The sequence below is a fragment of the Actinoplanes lobatus genome, assembly GCF_014205215.1.
Lineage (GTDB): Bacteria > Actinomycetota > Actinomycetes > Mycobacteriales > Micromonosporaceae > Actinoplanes > Actinoplanes lobatus.
The window spans coordinates 6843680-6866565 of sequence record NZ_JACHNC010000001.1 but is presented as its reverse complement, the minus strand read 5'-3'; the positions used below and the strand labels follow the sequence as shown (position 1 = coordinate 6866565).

Here is a 22886-nt window from a genome sequence, read left to right as displayed (position 1 = left end):
ACGCGGTATCCGTTTCTAGAGGTCGTCGTCGCGTCCGCTGAGGTACAGCGGTTGTGTGGCGTCGTCGGGCGCCGCGATGGCGGCCGGTGCGGTGGTGCGGCCGGACAGCCGCAGGCCGAGCCGCGGATGTCGGGGCAGCGGCACCACCGCGCCCGGGGCGAGCGGCAGAAACGGGCTGTCCGGGAGGGTGTCGGCGTCCGGGACGAACAGGCGTACCGAACCGTCGGTGCCGCGTTCGATGCGGTAGCGGTCGCTGCCGGCGGACACCCGTCGCAGCGCGGGCGCCGAACCGTCGTCGGGGACGAGCACGTCGAACTCGAACCGGGTGCCGGCCGGCGCGACCAGCTGCGGCGGTAGTTCCCGGCCGTCCTCGTGCAGGGCGACGGCGAGGCCCTTCACCTCGATCGCGGCCCGCCGGCGGCGGCGAGCCAGCAGCAGGACCACGAGCAGGGTGGCCAGCACGACCACGGCCGCCAGCAGGTAGAGCCCGAACCGTTCCAGCAGGCTGGGCGGCGCCAGCACGGTCAGTGCCAGGGGCGCGTTGCCCACGATGCCGTCGGCGGCGACCACCTCCACTTTCCCACCGGCCGGGCCGGGTGCGGCGTCGTCGGCGACGGTCAGCGTGAAGCGGGTCTCGGAGGGGCCGGCCGCGAGCGTGATGCCGGTCGGCAAGGCGGTGACCGTGCCGTCGTGCTTCACGCCGGTGAGCACGATCCGGGCGGGTACCGCGGCGCCGGACTCGTTGGAGGCCTGGATCGTGCCGGTGACCTCGGCGCCGGGCAACGCGGTCCGGGCGTCGAGCAGGATCCGTGCCCGTACCTGCGGGCCGGGCGCGGCGATCCGGAAGGTGGTCTCCTGCCGGTCCGTATCCACGCCGGGTCCGACCGCGGTGCCGACCACCCGGTAGCTGCCCGTCGCCGTCGGGGGCAGGGTGAAGCTGGCGCTGTAATAGGTGTCGCCGTCGTGTTCGTCCGCCCCGGCGCCGTCGTCGGCCAGCCGCAGCGGCTGGTTCAGGCCGGTGCCGCTGACCTGCGCGGCGAAGGAGTATCCGGCCAGTTCGGACGGGTCGCCGATCTCCGCGGTCCGGGTTTGCGGCCGCATCAGCACCGACACCGTCTCGCCGGCCCGCGGGCTGGGCGGATCGAGCACGAAGACGGTGTGCAGCACCCCCTGCCACACCGCCCGGACGGTGACGGTGCCGGGATTCGCGTCCGCCGGGGCGGTCAGCTCGACCCGCCAGGTGCCGCTGGCCGGGTTGCGCATCCGCAGCGACTCGACGAGTCCGCCGCTGCCGGCCAGTTCGAAGGTGGTGTCACCGACCGTGCCGGTGGCCGGCGCCGTCTTGCCGTCCGGCCCGATGAACTTCACCTTGATCCGTTCGTCGCCGCCCTTGGTGACGTTGATGGCGCCGTCGGTGGCGATGGCCGGCACGGTGACGCTGAGCTCGATCCTCTCCCCCTTGCCGATCCGGCCCTGCTGGGGAGGCTTCGAGTTGAGGCAGCGGCCCTTCACGAAGGCGTCCATCATGGCGGTGACCGCGGCCGCCCCGTCGGCGACCAGACGCGCCTCAGGGGCGACCTTGCCCTGTGAGCATCGGGCCGAGGCGCTCTGCGCGGCCATCACGTCGAGCAGTTCGGCGCTTACGTCGTCACCGAACCCCAACGGCCAGATCTGCACCCCGCCGTCCTTGGCCGCCGGCAGGATCCGGTCCCGGATCTCCTTCTCCGCCTCCCGCTGGCGGCCCTCCGGTGTGCTGCCGTAGTGGCCGTCCCGGCGGACGTCGAGTTGGCCGTCGGTGAGCAGCAGCAGGATCCGCCGCCGGTCGTCGGGCGTCCGGGTGAGCGTGTCGACGCCCTGGCCGAGCGCGGCCACGAAGTCGGTGTCGGCGCTCTCTCCCGTACGCCGCTGGATGTTGTCCTGCACGCAGGCGACCATGGCGTCGCGGGCCACGGCGCCCGCTCCGGCCGCGAGTTCGCAGATCCGGTTCGGGTCGACGGCCTGTACGTTCCCGGCGTTGCTGCCGAACCCGAACACGGTCACATCGGATTGCGGGGACAGTTCGGCGATCGCGACACTGGCGGCGGCGATCCGCTCCTGCCGCACCTCGTCGTCGCTGAGACTGCCCGACTCGTCGACGGCGATCGCCAGATGGATCGGCTCGACCTCGCCGCCCGGCGAGGGGGCGGCCTGCGCCGGGTTGACGGGAACCCCGAGGGCGCCCGCCACGAGCGACGCCGCCGCGACTGCCCGGCCGAATCTGCCGATCATGGAATTCCCTCCGCATTTCGCCGCGCCCACCGGACCGCACCGCGAGAGTCCGGGTTGACGACCAGGCTAGGCCCGGAAGCGAAATGAATCGGGAATCAAAAAAACGTGGGTACGCCGTAGCCGAACTGACACGTCCGTCAGATACCGAATTACGGCGCAACCAGCTGACCGCCTATGGAGGACCGCCCCGAACTGCGGATACGTGATCACCGCAAAAAGCCGTCCGGCTCTCTCCCGCACACCGGAACCGCGGAGGACGCTCGTTCGGATTACCCTGCCCGAGGCCGCATTCCGCCCGATCGGACTACCCCTCCAGGTGTGTCTCGATCGGTGACACGCGTTCACCTTTCTTTGCGCGGATCGCGCTGCGCCGCACAAGACCGCGCCTCACCGTCTTTGCCAGCTCCGCCGTTTCGGTCCGCAGCCGGCCGGCGAAGGTGACCGGCTGGAAGAGGGCGGTGAGCGGGGGCATCGGCCGTGTGCTGAATCCCGCCGTGGGCCGTCCCTTCCACTGGAAATAGCCCCAGAAGGTCATCGCGGCCAGGCCGAAGAGCAGGAAGAAGCCCATCGCGCGTAACCATTCGTCGCCGGTCGGCCGGAGTCCGTTGACTTCGCCGCGACGCTGAATCACGTACCAGAAGAAGAAGCCGGCGGCGATCTGCAGCGGTGTCCAGGCGAGCAACCGCCAGCCGGCCAACGTACGGCCGTCCAGAAAACGCATCGGGATCAGGGCGAAAACCAGGCTTTCGGCGCCGAGCACCACCACCCAGTAGGCCACCGCATCGAACAGAACCGTGTACCAGCCGGCGCCGGCGGCGTGCGCGCTCTCCCAGTTCACGCTGAAGCCGATGTATCCGAGAGCGATCAGCGCGGTGAGGCCGGCGACGCTCCACAGGACGCCGTACGCCCGTTGCGCTTCGGTCGGCTTGATCCGGGTCGCCTGCTTCTGACCCTTGAAGAGGATGAAGGTGCAGAACAGGCCGTAGGCATAGGTGGGGTTGAGCTCACAGACCTGTGAGAAGACCGCGCAGGCAACGCCCACCGCCAGTGCGACGGGCGGCACGTAGAGGGACGCCCTGCCCCGGATCCTGCACAGGTAGATCTCGCCTGGGCCGCTGTAGGCGGCCATCACCAACGGCACCGCGATGAGCATGGCGGCCAGGTTCAGGGCCCAGTTGCCGTCCGGCAGCTGCGCGGCGGGGCCCTCGCTCCGGCCGGAGAGGAAGGCGGCGCCGACCGCGACCGCGACCAGCAGGGTTACCTGGAGCCAGGACGGCATCCGGTTGCGGCGTGTGACACCCAGGGCGCGGATCGCCCCGTGGATCTCCTCCCGGCGGTTCTCGTAGGTCTTGTTGAACACGTCGGAGGGGAACGCGACCAGGATGAACAGCAGGACCGCCATGGCCGCGACGAGCAGCAGGCGCGACGGGTCCAGGGAGACGTCGTCGAGCGTGGGCATGGTCCAGCTGGCCCGGATCGGTGTGAACCCCACCGGCTTCGCCGCGAGCGGCGTGGGTGATTCGGTGACCGATGATGGCGTACGGGTGAGCGACGGCGCCGGTGTGAGCGTCGCCGCCGGTGTGAGCGTCGCCGCCGGGCCGGAGCCGGCCGACGGCGGGTCGGCGGGCCGCTTCGGGGAGGCGGCCGGGGCGGACCGTGGCGTGCGGGACGGCGCTGTCACGGCTGAGGTCGATGTACGGGGCCGGGCGGTGACGATCGAGGTCCACTTCGTCGTGGGCTCGGCGGCCCGGGGATCGCCCTTGACCGGGCCCGGCTCCGGTTCCGGTGACGGTTGGAGAGACCCCGGCCGCGGCGGTGGCCGGTCGAGAACGGTGAATCCGGCGGAGGGACCCGCCCCCGACATCGGGTCCTCGTCCGGTTCGGGGTCGTCGTCACACCTGGCCTCGATGAGCACCGGGCCGGGATCCGTGCCGTCGGGGATGCGCAACTGGGCGCGGACGACGCCGACAGTGTTGGACAGGGTCGCGGTGATCGCGTTCTGGCCTCGCCAGTAGAAGGCGATGTCCGTGCAGTATTCCGGCAGGCCGGTGGCGACGGCGCTGACCGTGGCGCCGGGAAGCCCTTCGGCCGGGAGGATGTCGAGCGTGGCCGACGATCCAGCGGGCGCCGCGGTGGCGGGACTGCTGGAGGCGAGGGCGGCCGGCACGCTCAACACTGCGGCAAGCGCCGCAACAAGCGCGAACCGCCGGCCGGGACTGTCCGAGTTCACCGCGGTTCAGCTCCTATCTACCTAAAAAGCGCAAACCAGACGAAAGCAGGATAAACACCCGCAACATCACTCCCCCTCCGGGTGACGCGACATCGAACCAGCGATGAGAAAGACATTCACCGTCCGCCTGCTCGTCACAGGCGGGCGTGCCGCAATGAGGACGCCGAATACCCAGGGCGCCGCGACAACTCGAATTTCAGCGAGTTTTATTCGCCTGATCAGCGCCGCTGAATAGGTTCTCCGCATCCATCTGGATCTAGCACGGGAGCTCTTGTGGCATTGAAGAAGACCTTGTCCGCCATGGCGATGTCCGCCGCCGCCGTGGTGACGTCGTTCGCCGTCGCCAGCCCGGCACTGGCGTACAACGAGAGCTGGAAGACCGACGACGGCGACCCCGGTGGCGTCGTCTACTGGACCGCGGACAACGACATCGTCAAGATCTGCGACATCGAAGCGGACGGCTGGGCCGTGGCGGCCGTCGTCGGTCACCGCCTGACCAACGGCACGCTCGCCTTCGACTACCAGTTCTACGTCGGCGGCAACGGAAACTGTGCCGACCGGAAGGCCTCGGAGGGAGCCACCTTCAACCTTCCCGAGAACCAGAACGTTCGCATCGGCGTCTGCCTGATGAAGGAAGACTGGGCCGTCGTCGACTACTGCGACTGGAACGAGGTGTCGAACTGAGCATGCGCCGACCGCACCCGGTGTAACACGCGAACGATCAGGAACCGTCCCATTTTGATCCACTCAGTAGGCTGACACGCCGACGAGGATCGACATAGGACGGTGGAAGCTTGGACGACCTGACGTTCCGTGTGCTGGGACCCGTCGGCGTGTGGAGGAACGACTGTCAGCTCCGGCAGTTGAATGCCCAGCAGCGAACGCTGCTGGGCATGTTCCTGTTGGAGCCCGGAACGGTGATCGCCTTCGATCAGCTCGTCACAGCGTTGTGGGGCGAACAGCCGCCGGTCTCGGCCCGCAACGCGGTGCAGGGCCACGTGTCGAAGGTCCGCCGCATGCTGAGCGCCGTACCCGAAGCCGCATTGCACACCGTGGGTCAGGGCTATCGCCTCGAGATCGAGCGGCAACTGGTGGACATGCACCGGTTCCGTCTGCTCGTCGGCCGGGCCCGAACCGATCCGGCCGCCGAGTCCGGCGAACTACTGCGCTCGGCGCTGTCGCTGTGGCGTGGTCCCGCCTTCGCCGACGTGGCCGGCGACTGGCTGTCCACGACGGCCGGCGAATCGCTCGAACAGGAACGGCTGCACGCCGTGGAGGACCTCGCCGAGGCCGACCTCGGGGCGGGCCGGCATGCCGAGGTCGCGGCACAGCTCTCCGGATTCGTCGGCCGGCATCCCCTCCGCGAACGGGCGATCCGCCTGCTGATGGAAGCGCTGCACCGTGACGGCCGGCGCAGTGACGCCCTCGAGCTGTTCCGGGACACCCGGCGCCGGCTGGCCGAAGATCTCGGCGTCGAACCCGGCGAGGCTCTACAGCGCACGCACCGGCAGATCCTGACCGCCGACGGCCCGGCGCCGGCTCGCCCGGACCAGCGCTCCGCGACGGTCGGTGTCCTGCGGCAACTGCCTGCTGACGTGCCGTACTTCACCGGTCGGCGGCGGCAACTGGCCGCGCTCGACGAACTCCTGCCGCCGCGGGCCGAAACGGCGCCCGTGCTGATCGGTGGGGCCGCCGGTGTGGGCAAGACCGCCCTCACCCTGCACTGGGCCCACCAGGTCGCGGACCGCTTTCCCGATGGGCAGATATTTCTGAACCTGCGCGGCTTCGACCCGACCGGCACGGTGATGGCGCCGGCCGAGGCACTGTCCCGGCTGCTGGCCGCCCTGGAGGTGCCGGCACGGCTGGTCCCGGCCGCCCTCGACGCCCAGGCCGACCTGTTCCGGAGCACGATCGCCGGGAAACGGATCCTGCTCGTACTCGACAACGCCCGCGACGCCGCACAGGTACGCCCGCTGCTGCCCGGCACACCCGATTGCTTCGTCGTGGTCAACAGCCGCGACCAGATGGCCGGCCTGGTAGCCGGGCACGGGGCGATCCCGTTCGTGCTGGACCGGCCGTCGGCGGCGGACGCACGCACCTTCCTGACCAGCCGCCTGGGCGCGCAGCGAATCGCGGGCGAGCAGGCCGCAGCCGACGACATCGTCGAGTACTGCGGACGGCTTCCACTGGCGCTCGCCGTGGTGGCCGCCCGCGCCGTCACCAACCCCGGCTTTCCGCTCGCAGCGCTCGCGGCCGAGCTGCGGGAAGGCCGAAACGGCCTGGACGCCTTCGCGAACGGCGACCCCGTCACCGATCTGCGAACCGTCTTCTCGTGCTCCTATCAGGCCCTCGGCCCGGACGCCGCCCGCCTCTTCCGGCTGCTCGGCCGGCATCTCGGTCCCGACCTGAGCCTGAGCGCGGCGACGAGCCTCGCCGGCCAGCCGATCAGCCGGGTACGCACCCTGATCGCCGAGCTGACCCGGGCCAGACTGATCGACGAGTGCTCCCCGGGCCGGTACGCCTTCCACGACCTGCTCAGGACGTACGCGCGGGAACTGGCGCAGGAGGCGGACTCCGTGGACGAACGCCGTGCCGCGATGGATCGTCTGCTGGACCACTACCTGCACGGCGCGCGACAGGCGGACCTCCAGCTCGAAACGGTCCGTGATCCGATCCAGCTCGCGCCCGCCGCTGCCGGGGTGCACCTGCCGATGCCGGCCGGCCCGCCGCAGGCCCTGGCCTGGCTCGCGGCCGAACGCGCGGCGCTGCTCGCCGCCATCGATCACGCGGCGGCCGAGGGGCTTGTCGTGCACGCCTGGCAACTCGCTTGGGCGATCAAGCCCTGGCTGAGCCGACAGGGGTATCGCCACGATCAACTGGCAGCCCAGCGCACAGCCGTCGCCGCGACGGCCCGGTGCGGTGACCTCGGCGCGCGGGCCACGGCCCACCGATACCTGGCCGACGCCTACGACCGGCTCGGCCGCTACGCCGAGGCGGATGCGCAGTACCAGCAGGCACTCGACTTCGTCAGCGCGCTGGGTGACGTGGTCGGCCAGGGGCACATCCACCTGGACATCGCCCGGCAGTTCGATCTGATGCGCCGCCACGACGCCGCCCTGGAGAAGGCGAAGATCGCCCTGAACCTCTTCCGCGACGCCGGCCACATCCGCGGACAGGCCCGCAGCTTCAGCGCACTGGGCTGGGAATACGCCCAACTCGGCGACTACCACGAGGCGTTGGCACACTGCCGGCAGGCGTTGCTCCTGCTTCAGCAGTACGGGGACCGGCACGGCGAGGCGACCAGCTGGGACAGCGTCGGCTACATCCACCACCGGCTCGGTGACCACCCTCAGGCGATCGAGTGTTTCCAGCGCAGCGTGGAGATGATGCGGAGTCTCGGCGACCAGAGCGCTGTCGCGGGGACCCTGATCCACCTCGGTGAAAGCCACCTGGCCGGCGACGATCTCGAGGAGACCCGCCGAGCGTGGCGGGCGGCGTCGGAGATCCTCGACGAACTGGACCAGGCCCGTGCCGACGCGCTGCGCGAGCGGCTCCACCGGCTCCCCGCGACACTCTGACGGCGACGCCCGCTCGGTAGGGAAGGCCGTAGTGCCCGAACACCGCCGGTGGGATCGGCTGGGCTTTCTCCTTTGTGTTATCCGGCCGCGCCCGGAGCACCTACAGGACAGCACCCCCGACAGAGGCGTTCCCCGATCCCCGAAGAGGTTCCCGATGAAACGCAACGTGCTGGCCGCGACGTCCGTCGTCGCCGTCACCGCCGCAGCCGGACTGGTCCTCGCCCCGCGCGCCGAGGCCGCCGCCGGATGCTCGGTGAAGTACACGGTCTCCAACACCTGGCCGGGCGGCTTCGGCGCCGCCATCGTGGCCTGCACCGGCGGCACCACACCGGCCCCCACGTCGCCGGGCGCCACCTCGCCGACCAGCGCACCGCCGGCCGGCCCGGTCAAGGCGTTCCCGACCGCTGTCGGCTACGGCGCCGCGGCCACCGGCGGCCGCGGCGGCACCGTCTACCACGTCACGAATCTGAACGACTCGGGCACCGGGTCGTTCCGCGACGCGGTCAGCGCGAACAACCGGATCGTGGTCTTCGACGTCGGCGGTTACCTCAAGCTGTCGTCGACGGTGCTGGTGAAGAGCAACATCACGATCGCCGGGCAGACCGCACCGGGCGGCGGCATCGGCGTACAGGGCGGTGAGGTTTCGTTCAACAGCGGCACCAACGTGATCGTCCGTAACTTCCGGTTCCGGATGGGCACCGAGGACGCCGACCAGAAGAACAACGGCATCAACTGGCTGGACGCCAGCAATCTGATCTTCGATCACGTTTCGATCGAGTTCGGGGCCTGGAACAACATCGATGCGGTACGGGCGTCGAACATCACCGTCCAGTATTCGATCGACGCGAACCCGATCGGCCAGCAGTTCGGCGCGCACACCGAAACCGGCCCCTACACCTGGTGGCGCAACCTGTGGGCGAACTCCCACAACCGCAACCCGTTGGCCAAGGCCAACACCCAGTTCGTGAACAACGTCGTCTACAACTACCAGGCCGGCTACACCGCCGGGAACTCCAGCGGCCACTTCCTGCACGATGTCGTCGGCAACTACTTCATCACCGGACCGCGCACCACCAGCGCCTCGAACTACTACTACCAGACCGGTAACCAGCAGATCTACAACCGCGACAACTGGATCGACAGCAACAAGGACGGGCAGTTGAACGGCACGGCCGCCGTGGTCCGCGGTGGCGCCACCGAACTCGCCTCAGCGTTCTCCGCCGACACCGCGAAGATCCCGACGGTGTCGGCCGCCGCGGGCTACGCCGACGTGATCACCAACGCCGGCGCCGTGCCCCGCGACGACGTGGACAAGCTGGTCGTGGCGGACGTGACGTCACTGGGCGCCAAGGGCGCCCTGTGGAGCACGCAGACCGCGACGGGCCTGAACAACAACGGCTACGGCACGATCGCCGGCGGAACCGCTCAACCCGACACCGACCGCGACGGCATGCCCGACGCCTGGGAATCACGGTACGGCCTGAACCCGGCCGCGAACGACGCCGGCGGCGACTTCGACGCGACCGGCTACACCAACATCGAGAAGTACATCAACGGCCTGCTCGACAACCAGTACCGGTGAGCCACGCGTCCCGGATCGCCGCTGCGGGGCGGCGATCTGCGCTCCGCTCATCGCCGGTCACGGCGTCGCCGAGACTTGAGCAATCGCTCAAAAGCTCGTAACCTTCCGTCTTGAGCAACCGCTCAAGACGGAAGGTCGGCATGGGAAGAGCAGTTGCGCGGCGCCGGTGCAGCCGTTCGGCCGGCCGCGAGCGAACTGGAGAGGTTCCGTGAAGGTCATCATTCCCGGGGGGACCGGGCAGGTCGGCACGATTCTGGATCGGGCATTGACTGCGGAAGGTCACGACGTCGTCGTGCTGACGCGCTCCCCCAAGGGCGAGCGTCAGGTCTACTGGGACGGCTCGACGCCGGGAGCCTGGATCCGGGAGATCGACGGCAGCGATGTCGTCATCAATCTGGCGGGGCGCAGCGTGAGCTGTCGGTACACCCAGCAGAACCTCGAAGCCATGATGAACTCACGTGTGGAGTCGGCACGTGTTGTCGGTGACGCCATCGCCGAGGCGGCCCGACCACCCAGGATCTGGCTGCAGATGAGCACCGCAACCATCTATGCACACCGTTGCGACGCGGCCAACGACGAGTTCGGCGGTCTGATCGGCGGCAACGAGCATGGTGTGCCCGGCTACTGGGCCTACAGTGTCGAGATCGCCCAGAACTGGGAGGCCGCGCAGGAACAAGCAGTGACTCCCCACACGCGCAAGGTCGCGTTGCGATCGGCCATGGTGATGAGCCCCGACCGTGGCGGCGTATTCGACGTGCTCAGCCGGCTTGCCCGGCTCGGTCTCGGCGGACCCGTGGCCGGCGGCAGGCAGTATGTCTCGTGGATTCACGACCACGACTTCGTCCGTGCCATTCGGTTCCTGATCGAGCACGACGATCTCGAAGGAGCCGTGAATCTGGCCGCACCCGGCCCCTTGCCGCAGCGGGAGTTCATGCGAGAGCTGCGCTCGGCCTGGCGGATACCGGTCGGACTTCCGGCAACCACCTGGATGGCCGAGATCGGCGCGTTCGCACTCCGGTCAGACACCGAGCTACTGCTGAAAAGTCGGCGAGTTGTTCCGGGCCGGCTCGCTGACGCAGGATTCATATTCGACCATCCGCATTGGCAGACCGCGGCCGCGGACCTGACGCAACGGCGCCGCCGGGGCGGCAGGGCCGACCGTGGTGCGGCGTAGGGCTTTCCCACCTCCGATCCGGATGACGAAACCGCGTTCGCCCCGCGGCGGTCGCCTGGCCGGAGTCGAGGAGTGGCTGGCATCGGCGATGAGGACACACTCCTTGACCGGCGCGGCGACTCAGAATGTGCTGTTCGACCACCAATGCGCGAAGAGTTCCCGGTCGCCGATGATCTCGATGTCCGCCGTTTCCGCCGACAGGCGCCGATTGAGCAGGAGCAGCAACCGGAGGGCAGGCCCACATACCGTGACGTGCGCCTGGTGGTGTCCGTGCCGCCAGGCGACGCCGGCCGGGCCACGGACGACCGACCACTCGTGACTCGATATGAGGTCCGCGTCCGTGGCAACGAACTGCAGCGACTCGCCGGCACCTCTCAGGCCGGCGAATGCGCTCGGTACGCCGATGTCCGGCCGGGAAAGAGTGGCGGCGGTGTCCAGCAGGTCGGACACGCCGTCGGCCGCAAGATCCGCCGCCAGGTCCCCCTCGATACCCAGAGCCAGTTCGGCGTCGAAGCGATGCACCACCTCGTCATGGAGCAGTCTTCGCAGCCAGAAGCCCGCCGACCGATCCTTCTGCCACGTCCACACCGGCTGTTCCGGTCCCACGGCCCGCACCGCGTCAGCGAGCATCCAGGCGCCCGCCGTCAACCACTCGCTCCGCTCATCCGGGTCGGCAGGCACGGCCACCTCCGGCATGGGGATCGGCTCCAGCAAGCGCCGCTGGATGATCTCGGCTGCCCATCGGTGCCCGCGGCCGACGTGCCCGACCAGTTGCTCCAACGTCCAGCCGGGGCAGGTCGGAATCGGGCGCTGACCGTCCGAGTCGCGCGCCAAGCCGGCCAGTCTGGCCGTTTCGGCTTCGAGTTCCAGCAGGTACCGGTCGAAATCAAGCACGGATGTCGTACCTCTCGGGCCGATGAACGTAACCATTCACGATCGAGTAGCGGGGGCCGGCTCTCGCCCTCGCAACTTCACGCGCCGCCCATGGTCGCGTTGATGGATCCGTCGCGGTAGCCCCTCAGCCGGATCCGATGTTGCGAGTCGACGGAAAGGCGGACCCGCGAGCCCGGTGGGCGGGCTGCGGGTCCGGGCGTACGCATCGGGGTCAGCCGTTGAAGGTGGCCGGGTGGGGCCCGGTGCGGCCGTCACGGTCGAGGGCGTCGATGGCGGCCAGTTCGCCGGTGGTGAGCTCGAAGCCGAAGACGTCGAGGTTGGCGGCGATGCGCGAGGGTGTCACCGACTTGGGGATCACGATGCGGCCCTGCTGCACGTGCCATCGCAGGATGACTTGGGCCGGGGTGACGCCGTGTGCCCGCGCGGCCGCGACGACCGGGGCCTCGGTGAGGACGGCGCCCTGTGCGAGCGGGCTCCACGCCTCGGTGGCGATGCCGCGGACGCGGCCGGCGGCGGCCGTCTCGCGGTTCTGCAGGGCCGGGTGCAGTTCGATCTGGTTGACGGCGGGAACGGTGCCGCCCAGCGCGATCACGCGGTCCAGGTGTTCCGGGAGGAAGTTGGAGACACCGATCGCGCGGGTCAGGCCTTCGGCGTAAAGGTCTTCCAGGCCCTGCCAGGCGTCCAGGTAGGCATCGGTGGCCGGGGCGGGCCAGTGGATCAGGTACAGGTCGACCCGGTCCAGGGCGAGCCGCTCCAGGCTGGCGTGCAGAGCGTCACGGGCGGAGGTACGGCCGAGGTCGGCGATCCACAGCTTGGTGGTGACGAACAGGTCGTCGCGGGGCAGGCCGGAGGTGGCGATCGCCCGGCCGACGCCGGTCTCGTTGCCGTAGGCGGCGGCGGTGTCGATGCTGCGGTAGCCGGTTTCCAGGGCGGTGGCGACGGCGGCCTGGGTCTGTGCGTCGGGGATCTGCCAGACGCCGAAGCCGACCTGCGGGACGGTGACGCCGTTGTTGAGAGTGACGGCGGGGAGGTGGGTCATCGGTTCCTCGTTCGGGACTGGTGTGGTCAGCGCGCGGCGGTTGCCGGCGCGAGGGTGGTGCGGCCGGCGAGTTCGCCGCCGGGCAGGCGGGTCGCCAGCAGGTAGACGAGCAGGGCGGCGGTGGTGACGGCGGCGCCGGCCCACAGCGGTGAGGTGTAGCCCAGGCCCGCGTCGATGGTGGTGCCGCCCAGCCAGGCGCCGAAGGCGTTGCCGACGTTGAAGGCGGCGATGTTCGCGCCGGAGGCCAGGGCCGGCGCCTGGGTGGCGTGGCCAAGGATGCGCATCTGCAGGCCCGGCACGGTGGCGAAGCCGAATCCGCCCATCAGCAGCAGGGCGACGACGGTGGCGGTCCGGTTGCCGGCGGTCAGGGCGAAGCCGGCGAGGACGACGGCGAGCCCGGTGAGCAGCACGATCAGGGTGACGGGGAGGTTGCGGTCGGCGGCCCGGCCGCCGGCGATGTTGCCGGCGAACAGGCCGAGGCCGAACACGATGAGCAGCCACGGTACGGCGGTGGCGGGGAAGCCGCCGACCGCGGTCAGGGTGTAGGCGAGGTAGCTGAACGCGCCGAACATGCCGCCGTACCCGAGGATCGTCACCAGGATCGACAGCCAGACCTGGCCGCTGGTGAAGACCCGGAACTCGCCGAGCAGGCTGCCGCCGGCCGGGGCGGGGGTGGCCGGGATCAGGGCGGCGATGCCGGCGAGGGCGAACACGCCGATGACCGCGATCGCCCAGAACGTCGAGCGCCAGCCCGCGGCCTGCCCGAGGAAGGTGCCGAGCGGAACGCCGAGCACGTTGGCGACGGTCAGCCCGCCGAACATGATCGAGATGGCCGCGGCCCTCTTCTCGGCCGGCACGAGGTCGGCCGCGACGACCGAGCCGATGCCGAAGAACGCGCCGTGGCACAGGGCGGCGAGGACGCGGCCGAGCATCATCAGGCCGTAGTCGGGGGCGATCGCGGAGAGCAGGTTGCCGGCGATGAACAGCACCATCAGTCCCAGCAGGGCGCGCCGGCGGTCGACGCGGCCCAGCGCGGCGGTGAGCCCGATCGCCCCGATCGCGACGGCCAGGGCGTACCCGGAGATGAGACCTCCGGCGACCGCCTCCGTCACCTGAAAGTCTGCGGCGACCTCGGGTAACAGGCCGGCGATGACGAATTCGGTCAGGCCGATGCCGAACCCGCCGATGGCGAGCGCGTACAGAGCGAGGGGCACGGAAAACTCCTTCGAGCGTGCAATAACAAGCGCGTGCACTAGTTGCATGTGCAACGAGTAGATAGTTGCAGGCGCGCTATATCGGCGCAAGAAGGTGTAGGGTGAGCAGCATCTCTGCGGAAGGGGACCGGCATGGGGATCGGCAACGACGCGGTCGAGATCCGCGCCCAGGGCTGGCGGCGACTGGCCGCGCTGCACGGGCTCATCGAGATGGCCCTGGAGAAGGAACTCCAGGCCGCACACCGGCTCTCGGTGGTGGAGTACACCGTGCTCGACGCGCTGAGCCGCCAGGACGGCTGGCACATGCGCATGCAGCAACTCGCCCGGGCAGCCGCGCTGTCCAGCAGCGCGACCACCCGCCTGGTCACCCGCCTGGAGGATCGCGGGCTGCTCACCCGGGTCCTGTGCGCCGACGACCGGCGCGGGATCTACACCGAGCTCACCCCGGCCGGGCAACAGCTGCTCGACCAGGCGCGCCCCACCCACGACCGGGTGCTCGAGGAGTCACTGACCCGCGCCGGGGAACTGCCCGAGCTGGAAAGCCTCGCCGCGGCGCTGCACGCGACCTGAGCCGTCCCCGCGTGTCCTCGCCGGCACCCGGTCACGAGCGGCCGGCCCCGCCCGCGGAGACCGGTTGGACTCGCTCGAACCGTACCCGGCTCAGCCATCCCGGGTAGTCGCTGAGCACGTACAGTTCGCCGTGCACGTCGGCGGCGATCGCGGTCGGCTGGGTGGGAAAGGCGCCGATCGTGGCGGTCTCGTAGCCACCGTCGCGCTGGGGGCGCACGGCGTAGACGCGGGGCGCGCAGTAGTCGCTCGCGACGTATGTCCCCCACGCCTCGGGGGTCCGGGATCCTCGGTACACCACACCGCCGATCACCGAGCAGCTGTCGGTGAGGAAGTGCTCGTACTCGAAGACCGGGTCGACGTACCGCACGCCCGGCCGGCATTGCGCCGGGTCGAACACCGGGGTGCCCTCCTTGCAGGACCAGCCGAGGTTCGCCCCGCCCTGCCAGGGCCGGATGTGGTTGATCTCCTCGACCAGACCCTGGCCGACGTCACCGATCCACAGCGAATTGTCGACCGGGTCGACGGAGAACCGCCACGGGTTGCGCAGGCCGTACACCCAGATCTCCGGCCGCGCGCCCGGCGTACGAATGAAGGGGTTTGTGGAAGGCACGCAGTAGGGCTTGGCGCCGCAGGCGCGGTCGACGTCGATCCGCACGATCTTGCCGAGCAGGGTGCCGAGGTCCTGACCGGCCTTGAACGGGTCGTTCGCGTGGCCGCCGTCGCCGGTGGACCAGTAGAGGTAGCCGTCGCGGCCGAACGCCACCTGTCCGCCGTTGTGGTTGCCGTACTCGGCGTGCTCCTGGGTGAGCAGCACCTGTAGCCGTTCCGGGGCGCCGATGGGCAGTCGCGCCAGGGTCAGCGCGCCGGCCGGCAGGCTCGTGTAGGCCACGTAGAGCATCCCGGTGCGTGCGAAGTTCGGCGCGGGCGTGATGCCGAGCAGGCCGCGCTCGTTGTCCGACGCGTCGATGCGGGCGGTCAGGTCGAACACCGGCTCGGCCGCCAGGCCGGTGTCGGGGTGATAGGCGCGGACGGTGCCGTTCTTCTCCGCGATCAGCATCCGGCCGTCGGGCAGCCCGGTGATCGCGATCGGGCGCTGCAGACCGGAAGCCACCTGTTCGGACACCACGGTCAGCTCGCTGAGTGGCACCGCTTGGGCGCGGGATGCGCCGGCCGCCGGCACCGAGGCCGACAGGGGCGCGGACAGGGCCAGAACGAGCAGGCCGGCCAGCAGGGTGGCCGGGCGACGACGACGTCGCGACATGGTCAGCTCCTTCAGCAAAGTGGCGGGCGCGTACCGGGAGCGCTCCCACCATACATCGAACTTCGACGATGTCTTATCGCGTACTGAATCGACACCTCCGGCCATCCCATCCGCGCGTTACGCAACACCGGCCCGCTAGGGTGCCGATCATGAGCCGTGGCCTGCCGATCGTTCGTCGATGACCTGGCAGGACGGTCTCACCGGGTTCGTCGCGGGCCTGCTGATCTCGGTCGTCACCGCGCCGGTCGGGGTGTCCGGGGCGGTCTTCCTGCTGCCGGTTCAGCTCAGCGTGCTGCACGTGCCGAGCCCGGCGATCACGCCGACCAACCTGCTGTACAACGTCGTTGCCGGGCCCGGTGCTCTGGCCCGCTACCGGCGCAACGGCCAGCTCACCGGGCCGCTCGCCCGGCTGCTGATCGCCGGCACCGTCCCGGGCGTCGTCCTCGGCGCGATCATCCGGGTCTTCGCCATTCCCGGGCCGCAGGTCTTCCGTCTCGTGGCGGCGGCCGTCCTGCTTCCGCTCGGCCTCTGGCTCTGCACGCGCGCTCTGCGACCCGGCACACCCGACCGGCCACCACTGTCGCGGCGCGCCCTCCTGGGTCTGAGCGTGGCCACCGGTACGGTCGGCGGCATCTACGGCATCGGCGGCGGCTCGATCCTCGGGCCGGTCCTCGCGGGCCGCGGCACCCCGATGACCCAGATCGCACCGGCCGCGCTGGCTTCCACCTTCGTCACCTCGGTCGTGGGCGCGGCCACCTACGGCCTGCTCACCCTGGTCACCGACGGCGACGTCGCCCCGCACTGGCTCCTCGGCCTGCTCTGCGGCACTGGCGGCCTGGTCGGCGGCTATCTCGGTGCCCGGCTCCAGCCACTGCTGCCGGAGCGGACGCTGCGCCTGCTGCTCGGCGCCCTGGCCACGGCTCTGGCGATCTTCTACCTCGTCGAGCTGCGCAGCGGGTAATCGCAGGCCCCAGGTGGTCAGCGGCGCCGGTTCGGGCGGCCGGGTACCACCAGGCGACCGCCGCAACGCCGCCGAGGCCGGCACCGGAAAGGCCGGCTTCCTGCTGACGGGTACAACAGCCCTGAGTAGATAGATCACCTGATAACAGAAAAATGGTGTACAGAAGGGATATTCTCAGGCGGTTTATAAAAGACCGTGGGCGAGGCTCAGAACCGCCGGCTGGTTGGTCGCCCCCAAGGAGATCGTTTCGTGTCCCACTTTCTCGTCGTCTGGTCCACCACAGGCCAGACCATCTGGGAGATGAGCTGGCTCGGGCTCATGCCGCTCGTCCTGGTCAGCATCTTCGTCTGGTTTGCCTGGATCTACCGTGTGGTGCTGTCCCGCCTCGCCCGTCCGACCGTCAACGACTTCCGCAGCTCGGTCTCGGTAGTCGTTCCGGCCTACCGGGAAGACCCGGACATTCTGCTCGGATGCCTGGACACGTGGCTGGAGCAGAACCCCACCGAGATCATCGTCGTTCCGGACGTCGACGATCACGAGGTCATCCGCCGGCTCGCCGAGGTCGACGACCCCCGGCTACGCGTCATCCCCTTCGTTCACCACGGCAAGCGTTCCGCCCTCGGCATCGGAATCCGTGCCGCCACCGGCGAGCTGGTCGTGCTGGTCGACTCCGACACCCGCTGGCTGCCCGGCCTGCTCGACGCCGTACAGATGCCCTTCGCCGACCCCCGGGTCGGTGGCGTCGGCACCCAGCAGAATGTGTACCAGCGCACCAGCAGCATCTGGCGCCGAATCGCGGACTGGCTGGTCAACCAGCGCAACTACGACTTCGCGCCGGGCATGGGACGCGCCGGCGCCGTCTCCTGCCTCATCGGCCGCACCGCCGCCTACCGCCGCTCGGCGATCATGCCAGTGCTGACCGATCTGGAGGACGAGTTCTTCCTCGGCCGCCGGTGCGATACCGGTGACGACGGCCGGCTCACCTGGCTGGTGCTGGCGCAGGGGTACCAGACGGTGCACCAGTCGAACGCCAAGGTGATGTCGATGTTCTCGTCGTCCTTCCGCGCCTTCGTCAAGCAGCAGGTCCGGTGGAGCCGGAGTTCGTTCCGCTGCGGCCTGACGGCACTGTGGAGAGGCTGGTTCTGGCGTGCCCCGATGCCCACCAAGATCACCGTGCTGCAGATCGTGCTCACGCCGATCACGCTCGGCATCATGCTGGGCTATCTGCCCTTCGTCCGACTCGAACTGACCGCCCACTCGATCGTGCTCGTTCTGATCTGGTCATTGTTCGGCCGGGGTATCCGCCATTACTCGCACCTGCGCCGCCACCCGCAGGAGATCCTGCTACTGCCGTTCGCCGCACTGGTGATCACCTTCGTCCTGCTCCCGATCAAGGTGTACGCCTTCCTGACGATGAACAAGCAAGGCTGGCTCACCCGTACCGCCGACAGCATCGGCGGCGAGGGCCAGACCGCGGCGACCCTCACCCGCGAAACCCTCGCAGCAGAGGCCTGACCTGTCGATCAGGCGAAGGGCATCTCTGTCAGCCGAGGATCGCGGTGGCTTCGATCTCGACCAGATGGTCGGGGACGTCCAGGGCCGCGACACCCAGCAGCGTGGCCGGCGGGACCGGGATGATGCCCAGCTTCGCGGACGCCCGGGAGATGCCCTCCAGCAGTGGGGTCATCTTGTCGGGCGTCCAGTCGACGACGTAGACGGTCAGTTTCGCCACGTCGTCGAAGGAGCCCCCGGCCTCGGACAGAGCGGTGCCGATGTTGACGTAGCACTGCTCGACCTGCGCGGCGAGGTCGCCATGGCCGACCGTGATCCCCTCGGCATCCCAGGCGACCTGGCCCGCGATGAAGACCAGCTTCGACCCCGTTGCGATCGACACCTGCCGGTACGCATCGATCTTGGGCAATCCGCTCGGGTTCACCAGGTTGATGGCCATGCCGCCCGCCTCCTTCTCCTTGGGTGCCGGTGGGCTCGTGTCCCCCAGCGGTCTCTTGTGGTTACTCAGGAACCGTAGGAGAGTGGCTCCTGACATGGAAGAACGCACTTTCCGGTGACTGGGGAACCCGATGGTGACCAAGCAGATCAAGGGCCCATCCGAGGGTACGGACCTCAGGCGCGCGGACTCATTGGCGCGGGAGATCTTCTCCGACGTCGCCAACAAGTGGGCATTGCTGATCATCGAGACTCTCGGTGAACGCACCCTGCGCTTCAGCGAACTGCGCAACGAGATCGAGGGCATCAGCCACAAGATGCTCACCCAGAACCTGCGCATGCTGGAGCGCAACGGCCTGGTCGAGAGAGACGTGCACCCGACGATCCCGCCGCGCGTCGAATACACCCTCACCGAGCCGGGTCAGGGCCTACGCGCAACCGTCGACGGAATGTGCGACTGGACGCACCGCTACCTCGGGCACATCGAGGCCGCCCGCCACCGCTTCGACACCTGACGGCTGATCACGATCTACAGCTGGAGCACTCAACGACTTCGGCCATGATCTGCTCGGCCGGCAGGCGCCGCCGGTGGTCAGCTGTCGGCGAAGCTCAGCCCGTCGCCGTGGCCCGTGGCGATCGCGATCGCCTCGATGAGCCGCCGGGCGGCCGGCGGGTCGTCGAGGTAGGTGACGGCGGGTTCGAGATCGACCGGTGGGCCGCCGTCGAGGCTCGCGGCCACGGCGATCAGCCGCCGGTCCCGGTCGGGGACGTCGGCGGTCGCGGCGAAGGCGACCACCCGCGCCCAGTCGGTGACCTGGCCCATCCGGACGGTGTCACCCATGTCCCACACCAGGTCCAGGACCTGTACGAGGTCACCGAAGCCCGGCTGGTCGGGGATCGCGGTGAAGGACAGCAGGTGGACCGCGGCGCGGCGGCCGAGGGAGGCGCCGGTGGCGATGTCGGTGCGCAGGATGGCGCGGATGGCGTCGCCGGAGAAGCCGGAGGCGAAGTCCGGCCGGGGCGGCCTGCGGTGCAGGGGCGGCGCGCTGTCGGGGTCGGCCAGCAGCGCCTCCACCCGTAGGCACTTCTCGCACGGCGGCAGGGTGGCGATGTCGACGCACGTGTCGCGGAGGTACAGGTCGTACGCGATGTCGACGGCCCACTGATCCTGGGCCCAGACCGGCCGTTCCGGTGCCGAGCAGAGTGTGAGCCCGGACAGGCCGCCGTCGCCGCCGGGCGCGTCGTCGAGGTCGACGGACAGGTGCCGCAGAGTGCCGTCCGTACACGGTCGAGGCGTCATCGCGTCCCCCTCACCACCACCGACGCAGTGAAGACTATCCCTGTTCCGCAACGGGTTGGATGGGCTTGGGACGGTCTTTGCGGGGTGCCGCGGAGCGAGGCGGCAGGGCGCGCATATTCCGGAGTCGACACCCTGAGCTCGGCAATCCCGAGCTCCTCTGGTCGTGGAAAGTGGAGGAGAGCTAGCCGAAATACCGGATCCGCACCCGGACGTAGTTGCCGCCGTCGTCGGAGGCGGCATCGAGCACCTCAACCACCACGTAGCGATCCTCGTCGGTGTCCACGCAAACCAGCGCCCCGTCGTTCACGGGCACCCTCTTGCCCCACTGCGCCGCCGTAGCCGATTCACATGCCTGCGCCGAGGCTGTACCGACCGTGGCGAGGCTCGCCTGGCCCGAGGCCACCAACGTCCCGGCGGAGTCGCCCTTGCTCCAGTCCAGTGCCAGGTCGGCGTCGCCCGACGGGGGCAGTAGGTCGAGGTGCTCCGCTCCCCCGTGCCGGACGAAGACCTTCTGTCCGACCCGGGTTTCGAGTGGACGGACGCTGGACGCATCCGGAGCCGGCGATGCGCTGGTGGGCGCCGTCGAAGGCCCTGCCGCCGGCGGGACCGCTCCAGCAGGAGCCGGACCCGGGCTGAACAGCAGCACGGCACCGAAGGCCACCAGCGACACACCTGCGAGTACGAGCGCCAAGGCACCCACGGACGGCCAACGTAATGGCCTACCCCAGTGGTCTTTCCGGACGCGGCGGACGGCAAACCACGTCAGCACCAGGCCGGCGGCGACCAGCCATAGGACACGAACGAACAGCGGCGCCGCCAGCGAATCGGCGATGTCGCCCGCACCCGCTCCCGCGAAGGCGAGTATGGCGACGACAAGGGCGACTTTCTCGAGCCGCCGCTGCCCGGCCGGTGCCGGCTCTCGCTCATCGGCCATGACAACTCCCAGCGTGTCGGCCCAAAGGAGCGGACTCTACTGGTTCGGACTCCGTACGCCATGCCGTCGCCGGCGACGCGGTATGCCAATCTCGCCAGGCAATGACGCCGCCGGCTGCCCTACTCGATCGGTGTGGGCTCAGAACAATGAGCGAACTGCAGCTCCGGTGCGGCGACCGGATCGGTGCAGGTACGACGGGTGACCACCTGCGTGCCGAATCCGTCCTGCCGCGAATCCGTGATGATCTCCACGCGGCCATCGGCGCCGACGGTATAGGTGACCGGGATCGGGTCGCCTTCAACCGTCAGCCTGGTCACCTTCAACTGGGCGGGATGTCCGGCCCGCACTGCCTCGATCAGGCATCGGGCCGCGGATTCCGGCAAGCCGTCGCCCTGCGGCGGGCTGAACGTCCCGCAATCCGTCAGGCCGGCAGCGACGCTTGGAGCGGTGGTGGGGGCGGTCGGCTGCGGTGAGGGATCCGGTCCGCTGCACGCCGCCAGCGTCGCACAGGCCAATACCGTTCCGAGTATCCGCTTCATCGCGTCCGTTCCTTCCCCGTTGGTCCTCGACGCGGCTTCGACGGAGCAACGGGTCCCCGAGTTCCGTCAGACCGGGTGAACCTTCGTGGTCGCTGGGGAGACACGGGAACAGGCGTAGTCCCCGGCGACGCGCGCCAACTCGTGGCCGCGGCCCTTCATGTACCTCCGTCGCGTCCAGGACGTGAAGGCGGCGAGCGCGGCCGGCGACGAGGTCGGTGACCAGGGCTCTTCCTTGGTGACGTCGAAGTAGGTGAGCAGTTTGAGATCGGGGTACGCGCCCGAGCTCAGCTTCGCGTCCATGTCCTCGAGCCATCGGGCCTTGTCGCCGCCGTCCTCGGTGGAGGCGAACTCGCCGATCATCACCGGACGGTTCGGGGCGACGGCGCGGGCCTTGGCGTACGCGGTGGCGAAGGTCGCGTCGAAGCTCGTCCAGTGGTCGCCGGCCGGGTCCCACGACGGACCGAAGCCCCAGTTGTATCCGTCGATGCCGACCCAGTCCACGTACCTGTCGCCGGGGTACGCGCCGGCCGGGTCGTTGTAGGGCGCGTCCGGCGAGGATCCGTTGTTGTACGCCCACACCCATTGCACGTTCCGTGCCCCGGCGCCCGTGACGAGGTCATGGACATGCCGGTACGCCCGCACGTACAGCGACGGGTCGGCGTTGTTGTTCGCTATGCCCCACGGATACCAGTTGCCGTTGAACTCGTGCCCCCAGCGGACCAGGATCGGCAGCCGCACGGCGGCGAACTCTTCGGCGCGTGCCCTGATGTAGTTGTCCCAGGTGCCGTCGATGACGTCGGTCAGGTGGATCTGCCCGGGGTCGTTGGGGCCGAGCGCGGTATTCCACGGTTCCCAGGTGTAGTGCGGCATGATGCCGCGCCGCCAGAGCATCCTGGCTTCGTCCGACGGGAAGGCTCGCCCGCTCGCCCAGCTGTCGAACCACATCACGCCGGCCGGGGTGACGCCGTAGAGGTTCTTGACGCTCGCCGCGATCGCGGTGGGGTCCTCTTGCCGGAACATGCCCAGGTAACGGATGGGGGCCCGGTCCTTGCGGGCTGCCGCCGCGGCCGGCCCGGCGGCGTCGGACGTTGCCAGTGCCACCGCGGCCGCCGCCGTGCCGAGCAGTGCTCGCCGTCGCATGTTGCCTCCCAGGGGTGGTGAAGGCGCTCCTCACCTACTGGAAGCGCTTCCTGTCAGGAGGTTATGACTCACGCTCGTCGATGTAAAGGGCAGGTTTCCCGAGTCCATTTACGCAGGGTCGACAGCGAGCTAGGAGGTCGCAGTTGTCGCAGCTGGAGCGCTGATGACTCGATCCGGCGCTTGACAAAGGATTACCACGAGGTTACAAAATCGTCATAGATATCGCTGGATTGGATGACTGGAAGCGCTTCCAGT

At 69.4% G+C, this 22886-nt stretch carries 19 protein-coding genes; 8 read left to right on the top strand and 11 right to left on the bottom strand.

All coding sequences use genetic code 11. The features are described 5' to 3' along the window. Nucleotides 1-15: 15 nt before the first annotated feature. Entirely contained in the window at nt 16-2268 is a 2253-nt protein-coding gene (locus BJ964_RS31530; protein WP_188124075.1) for a vWA domain-containing protein, read from the bottom strand. A 304-nt stretch (nt 2269-2572) separates the two neighbouring features. Further along, nucleotides 2573-4498: an FGLLP motif-containing membrane protein gene (locus BJ964_RS31525; RefSeq protein ID WP_188124074.1), complete on the bottom strand. Its 1926-nt coding sequence runs from the start codon at nt 4496-4498 to the stop codon at nt 2573-2575. A 300-nt stretch (nt 4499-4798) separates the two neighbouring features. Between BJ964_RS31525 and BJ964_RS31520 the strand changes: the two genes are divergently transcribed. The 4 genes from BJ964_RS31520 (at nt 4799) to BJ964_RS31505 (ending at nt 10832) form a co-directional block, all read left to right on the top strand. Further along, the gene (locus BJ964_RS31520; protein ID WP_188124073.1) at nt 4799-5182 is read left to right on the top strand and encodes a hypothetical protein; all 384 of its coding nucleotides are present in this window, start codon (nt 4799-4801) and stop codon (nt 5180-5182) included. Nucleotides 5183-5292: 110 nt separating this feature from the next. After that, nucleotides 5293-8076, top strand: a complete 2784-nt coding sequence (locus tag BJ964_RS31515) for an AfsR/SARP family transcriptional regulator (protein ID WP_188124072.1) — start codon at nt 5293-5295, stop codon at nt 8074-8076. 154 nt (nt 8077-8230) lie between these two features. Next, a complete protein-coding gene (locus BJ964_RS31510; protein ID WP_188124071.1) occupies nt 8231-9658 on the top strand; it encodes a pectate lyase in 1428 nt (475 codons plus the stop codon). Between the two features lie 208 nt (nt 9659-9866). Further along, nucleotides 9867-10832 (top strand): TIGR01777 family oxidoreductase, encoded by a 966-nt coding sequence (locus BJ964_RS31505; protein ID WP_188124070.1) that lies wholly within the window; start codon nt 9867-9869, stop codon nt 10830-10832. 120 nt (nt 10833-10952) lie between these two features. Here the strand turns inward: BJ964_RS31505 and BJ964_RS31500 are convergent, their stop codons facing one another. From BJ964_RS31500 to BJ964_RS31490, 3 genes are all read right to left on the bottom strand, one after another. Next, on the bottom strand, nt 10953-11726 hold the full coding sequence (locus tag BJ964_RS31500) for a maleylpyruvate isomerase family mycothiol-dependent enzyme (protein ID WP_188124069.1): 774 nt from the start codon (nt 11724-11726) through the stop codon (nt 10953-10955). A gap of 211 nt (nt 11727-11937) precedes the next feature. Continuing rightward, nucleotides 11938-12765, bottom strand: a complete 828-nt coding sequence (locus tag BJ964_RS31495) for an aldo/keto reductase (protein ID WP_188124068.1) — start codon at nt 12763-12765, stop codon at nt 11938-11940. 26 nt (nt 12766-12791) lie between these two features. Beyond that, a complete protein-coding gene (locus BJ964_RS31490; protein ID WP_188124067.1) occupies nt 12792-13979 on the bottom strand; it encodes an MFS transporter in 1188 nt (395 codons plus the stop codon). A gap of 132 nt (nt 13980-14111) precedes the next feature. Here BJ964_RS31490 and BJ964_RS31485 point away from each other — a divergent pair, with 132 nt between their 5' ends. Continuing rightward, entirely contained in the window at nt 14112-14549 is a 438-nt protein-coding gene (locus tag BJ964_RS31485) for a MarR family winged helix-turn-helix transcriptional regulator (protein ID WP_188124066.1), read from the top strand. A gap of 31 nt (nt 14550-14580) precedes the next feature. Here BJ964_RS31485 and BJ964_RS31480 read toward each other — a convergent pair whose 3' ends face one another. Continuing rightward, nucleotides 14581-15810 (bottom strand): PQQ-dependent sugar dehydrogenase, encoded by a 1230-nt coding sequence (locus BJ964_RS31480; RefSeq protein ID WP_188124065.1) that lies wholly within the window; start codon nt 15808-15810, stop codon nt 14581-14583. Between the two features lie 178 nt (nt 15811-15988). On the opposite strand from BJ964_RS31480, the gene BJ964_RS31475 reads away from it, so the two are divergent. Both BJ964_RS31475 and BJ964_RS31470 read left to right on the top strand, forming a co-directional pair. Next, nucleotides 15989-16771: a sulfite exporter TauE/SafE family protein gene (locus BJ964_RS31475; protein ID WP_188124064.1), complete on the top strand. Its 783-nt coding sequence runs from the start codon at nt 15989-15991 to the stop codon at nt 16769-16771. A 249-nt stretch (nt 16772-17020) separates the two neighbouring features. Continuing rightward, on the top strand, nt 17021-18286 hold the full coding sequence (locus BJ964_RS31470; protein WP_203832763.1) for a glycosyltransferase: 1266 nt from the start codon (nt 17021-17023) through the stop codon (nt 18284-18286). A 28-nt stretch (nt 18287-18314) separates the two neighbouring features. Here the strand turns inward: BJ964_RS31470 and BJ964_RS31465 are convergent, their stop codons facing one another. Further along, nucleotides 18315-18722 (bottom strand): RidA family protein, encoded by a 408-nt coding sequence (locus tag BJ964_RS31465; protein WP_188124063.1) that lies wholly within the window; start codon nt 18720-18722, stop codon nt 18315-18317. 133 nt (nt 18723-18855) lie between these two features. On the opposite strand from BJ964_RS31465, the gene BJ964_RS31460 reads away from it, so the two are divergent. Then, nucleotides 18856-19233, top strand: coding sequence for a winged helix-turn-helix transcriptional regulator (locus tag BJ964_RS31460; protein WP_229807185.1), 378 nt, complete (start codon nt 18856-18858; stop codon nt 19231-19233). A 77-nt stretch (nt 19234-19310) separates the two neighbouring features. On the opposite strand, the gene BJ964_RS31455 is transcribed toward BJ964_RS31460, so the two are convergent. The 4 genes from BJ964_RS31455 to BJ964_RS31440 form a co-directional block, all read right to left on the bottom strand. After that, nucleotides 19311-20018 (bottom strand): hypothetical protein, encoded by a 708-nt coding sequence (locus BJ964_RS31455; protein ID WP_188124061.1) that lies wholly within the window; start codon nt 20016-20018, stop codon nt 19311-19313. 181 nt (nt 20019-20199) lie between these two features. Continuing rightward, on the bottom strand, nt 20200-20952 hold the full coding sequence (locus tag BJ964_RS31450; protein ID WP_188124060.1) for a hypothetical protein: 753 nt from the start codon (nt 20950-20952) through the stop codon (nt 20200-20202). Nucleotides 20953-21071: 119 nt separating this feature from the next. Next, a complete protein-coding gene (locus BJ964_RS31445) occupies nt 21072-21491 on the bottom strand; it encodes a DUF4362 domain-containing protein (protein ID WP_188124059.1) in 420 nt (139 codons plus the stop codon). A 66-nt stretch (nt 21492-21557) separates the two neighbouring features. Next, nucleotides 21558-22631: a glycoside hydrolase family 26 protein gene (locus BJ964_RS31440; RefSeq protein ID WP_188124058.1), complete on the bottom strand. Its 1074-nt coding sequence runs from the start codon at nt 22629-22631 to the stop codon at nt 21558-21560. Between the last annotated feature and the right edge of the window lie 255 nt (nt 22632-22886).

Bases quoted from the DNA above. Each gene is read 5' to 3' on its own strand.
- BJ964_RS31475 (WP_188124064.1), top strand. From the start codon at position 15,989: ATGACCTGGCAGGACGGTCTCACCGGGTTCGTCGCGGGCCTGCTGATC.
- BJ964_RS31455 (WP_188124061.1), bottom strand. From the start codon at position 20,018: ATGACGCCTCGACCGTGTACGGACGGCACTCTGCGGCACCTGTCCGTC.
- BJ964_RS31530 (WP_188124075.1), bottom strand. From the start codon at position 2,268: ATGATCGGCAGATTCGGCCGGGCAGTCGCGGCGGCGTCGCTCGTGGCG.
- BJ964_RS31510 (WP_188124071.1), top strand. From the start codon at position 8,231: ATGAAACGCAACGTGCTGGCCGCGACGTCCGTCGTCGCCGTCACCGCC.
- BJ964_RS31480 (WP_188124065.1), bottom strand. From the start codon at position 15,810: ATGTCGCGACGTCGTCGTCGCCCGGCCACCCTGCTGGCCGGCCTGCTC.
- BJ964_RS31440 (WP_188124058.1), bottom strand. From the start codon at position 22,631: ATGCGACGGCGAGCACTGCTCGGCACGGCGGCGGCCGCGGTGGCACTG.
- BJ964_RS31450 (WP_188124060.1), bottom strand. From the start codon at position 20,952: ATGGCCGATGAGCGAGAGCCGGCACCGGCCGGGCAGCGGCGGCTCGAG.
- BJ964_RS31465 (WP_188124063.1), bottom strand. From the start codon at position 18,722: ATGGCCATCAACCTGGTGAACCCGAGCGGATTGCCCAAGATCGATGCG.
- BJ964_RS31445 (WP_188124059.1), bottom strand. From the start codon at position 21,491: ATGAAGCGGATACTCGGAACGGTATTGGCCTGTGCGACGCTGGCGGCG.
- BJ964_RS31520 (WP_188124073.1), top strand. From the start codon at position 4,799: ATGGCGATGTCCGCCGCCGCCGTGGTGACGTCGTTCGCCGTCGCCAGC.
- BJ964_RS31485 (WP_188124066.1), top strand. From the start codon at position 14,112: ATGGGGATCGGCAACGACGCGGTCGAGATCCGCGCCCAGGGCTGGCGG.
- BJ964_RS31495 (WP_188124068.1), bottom strand. From the start codon at position 12,765: ATGACCCACCTCCCCGCCGTCACTCTCAACAACGGCGTCACCGTCCCG.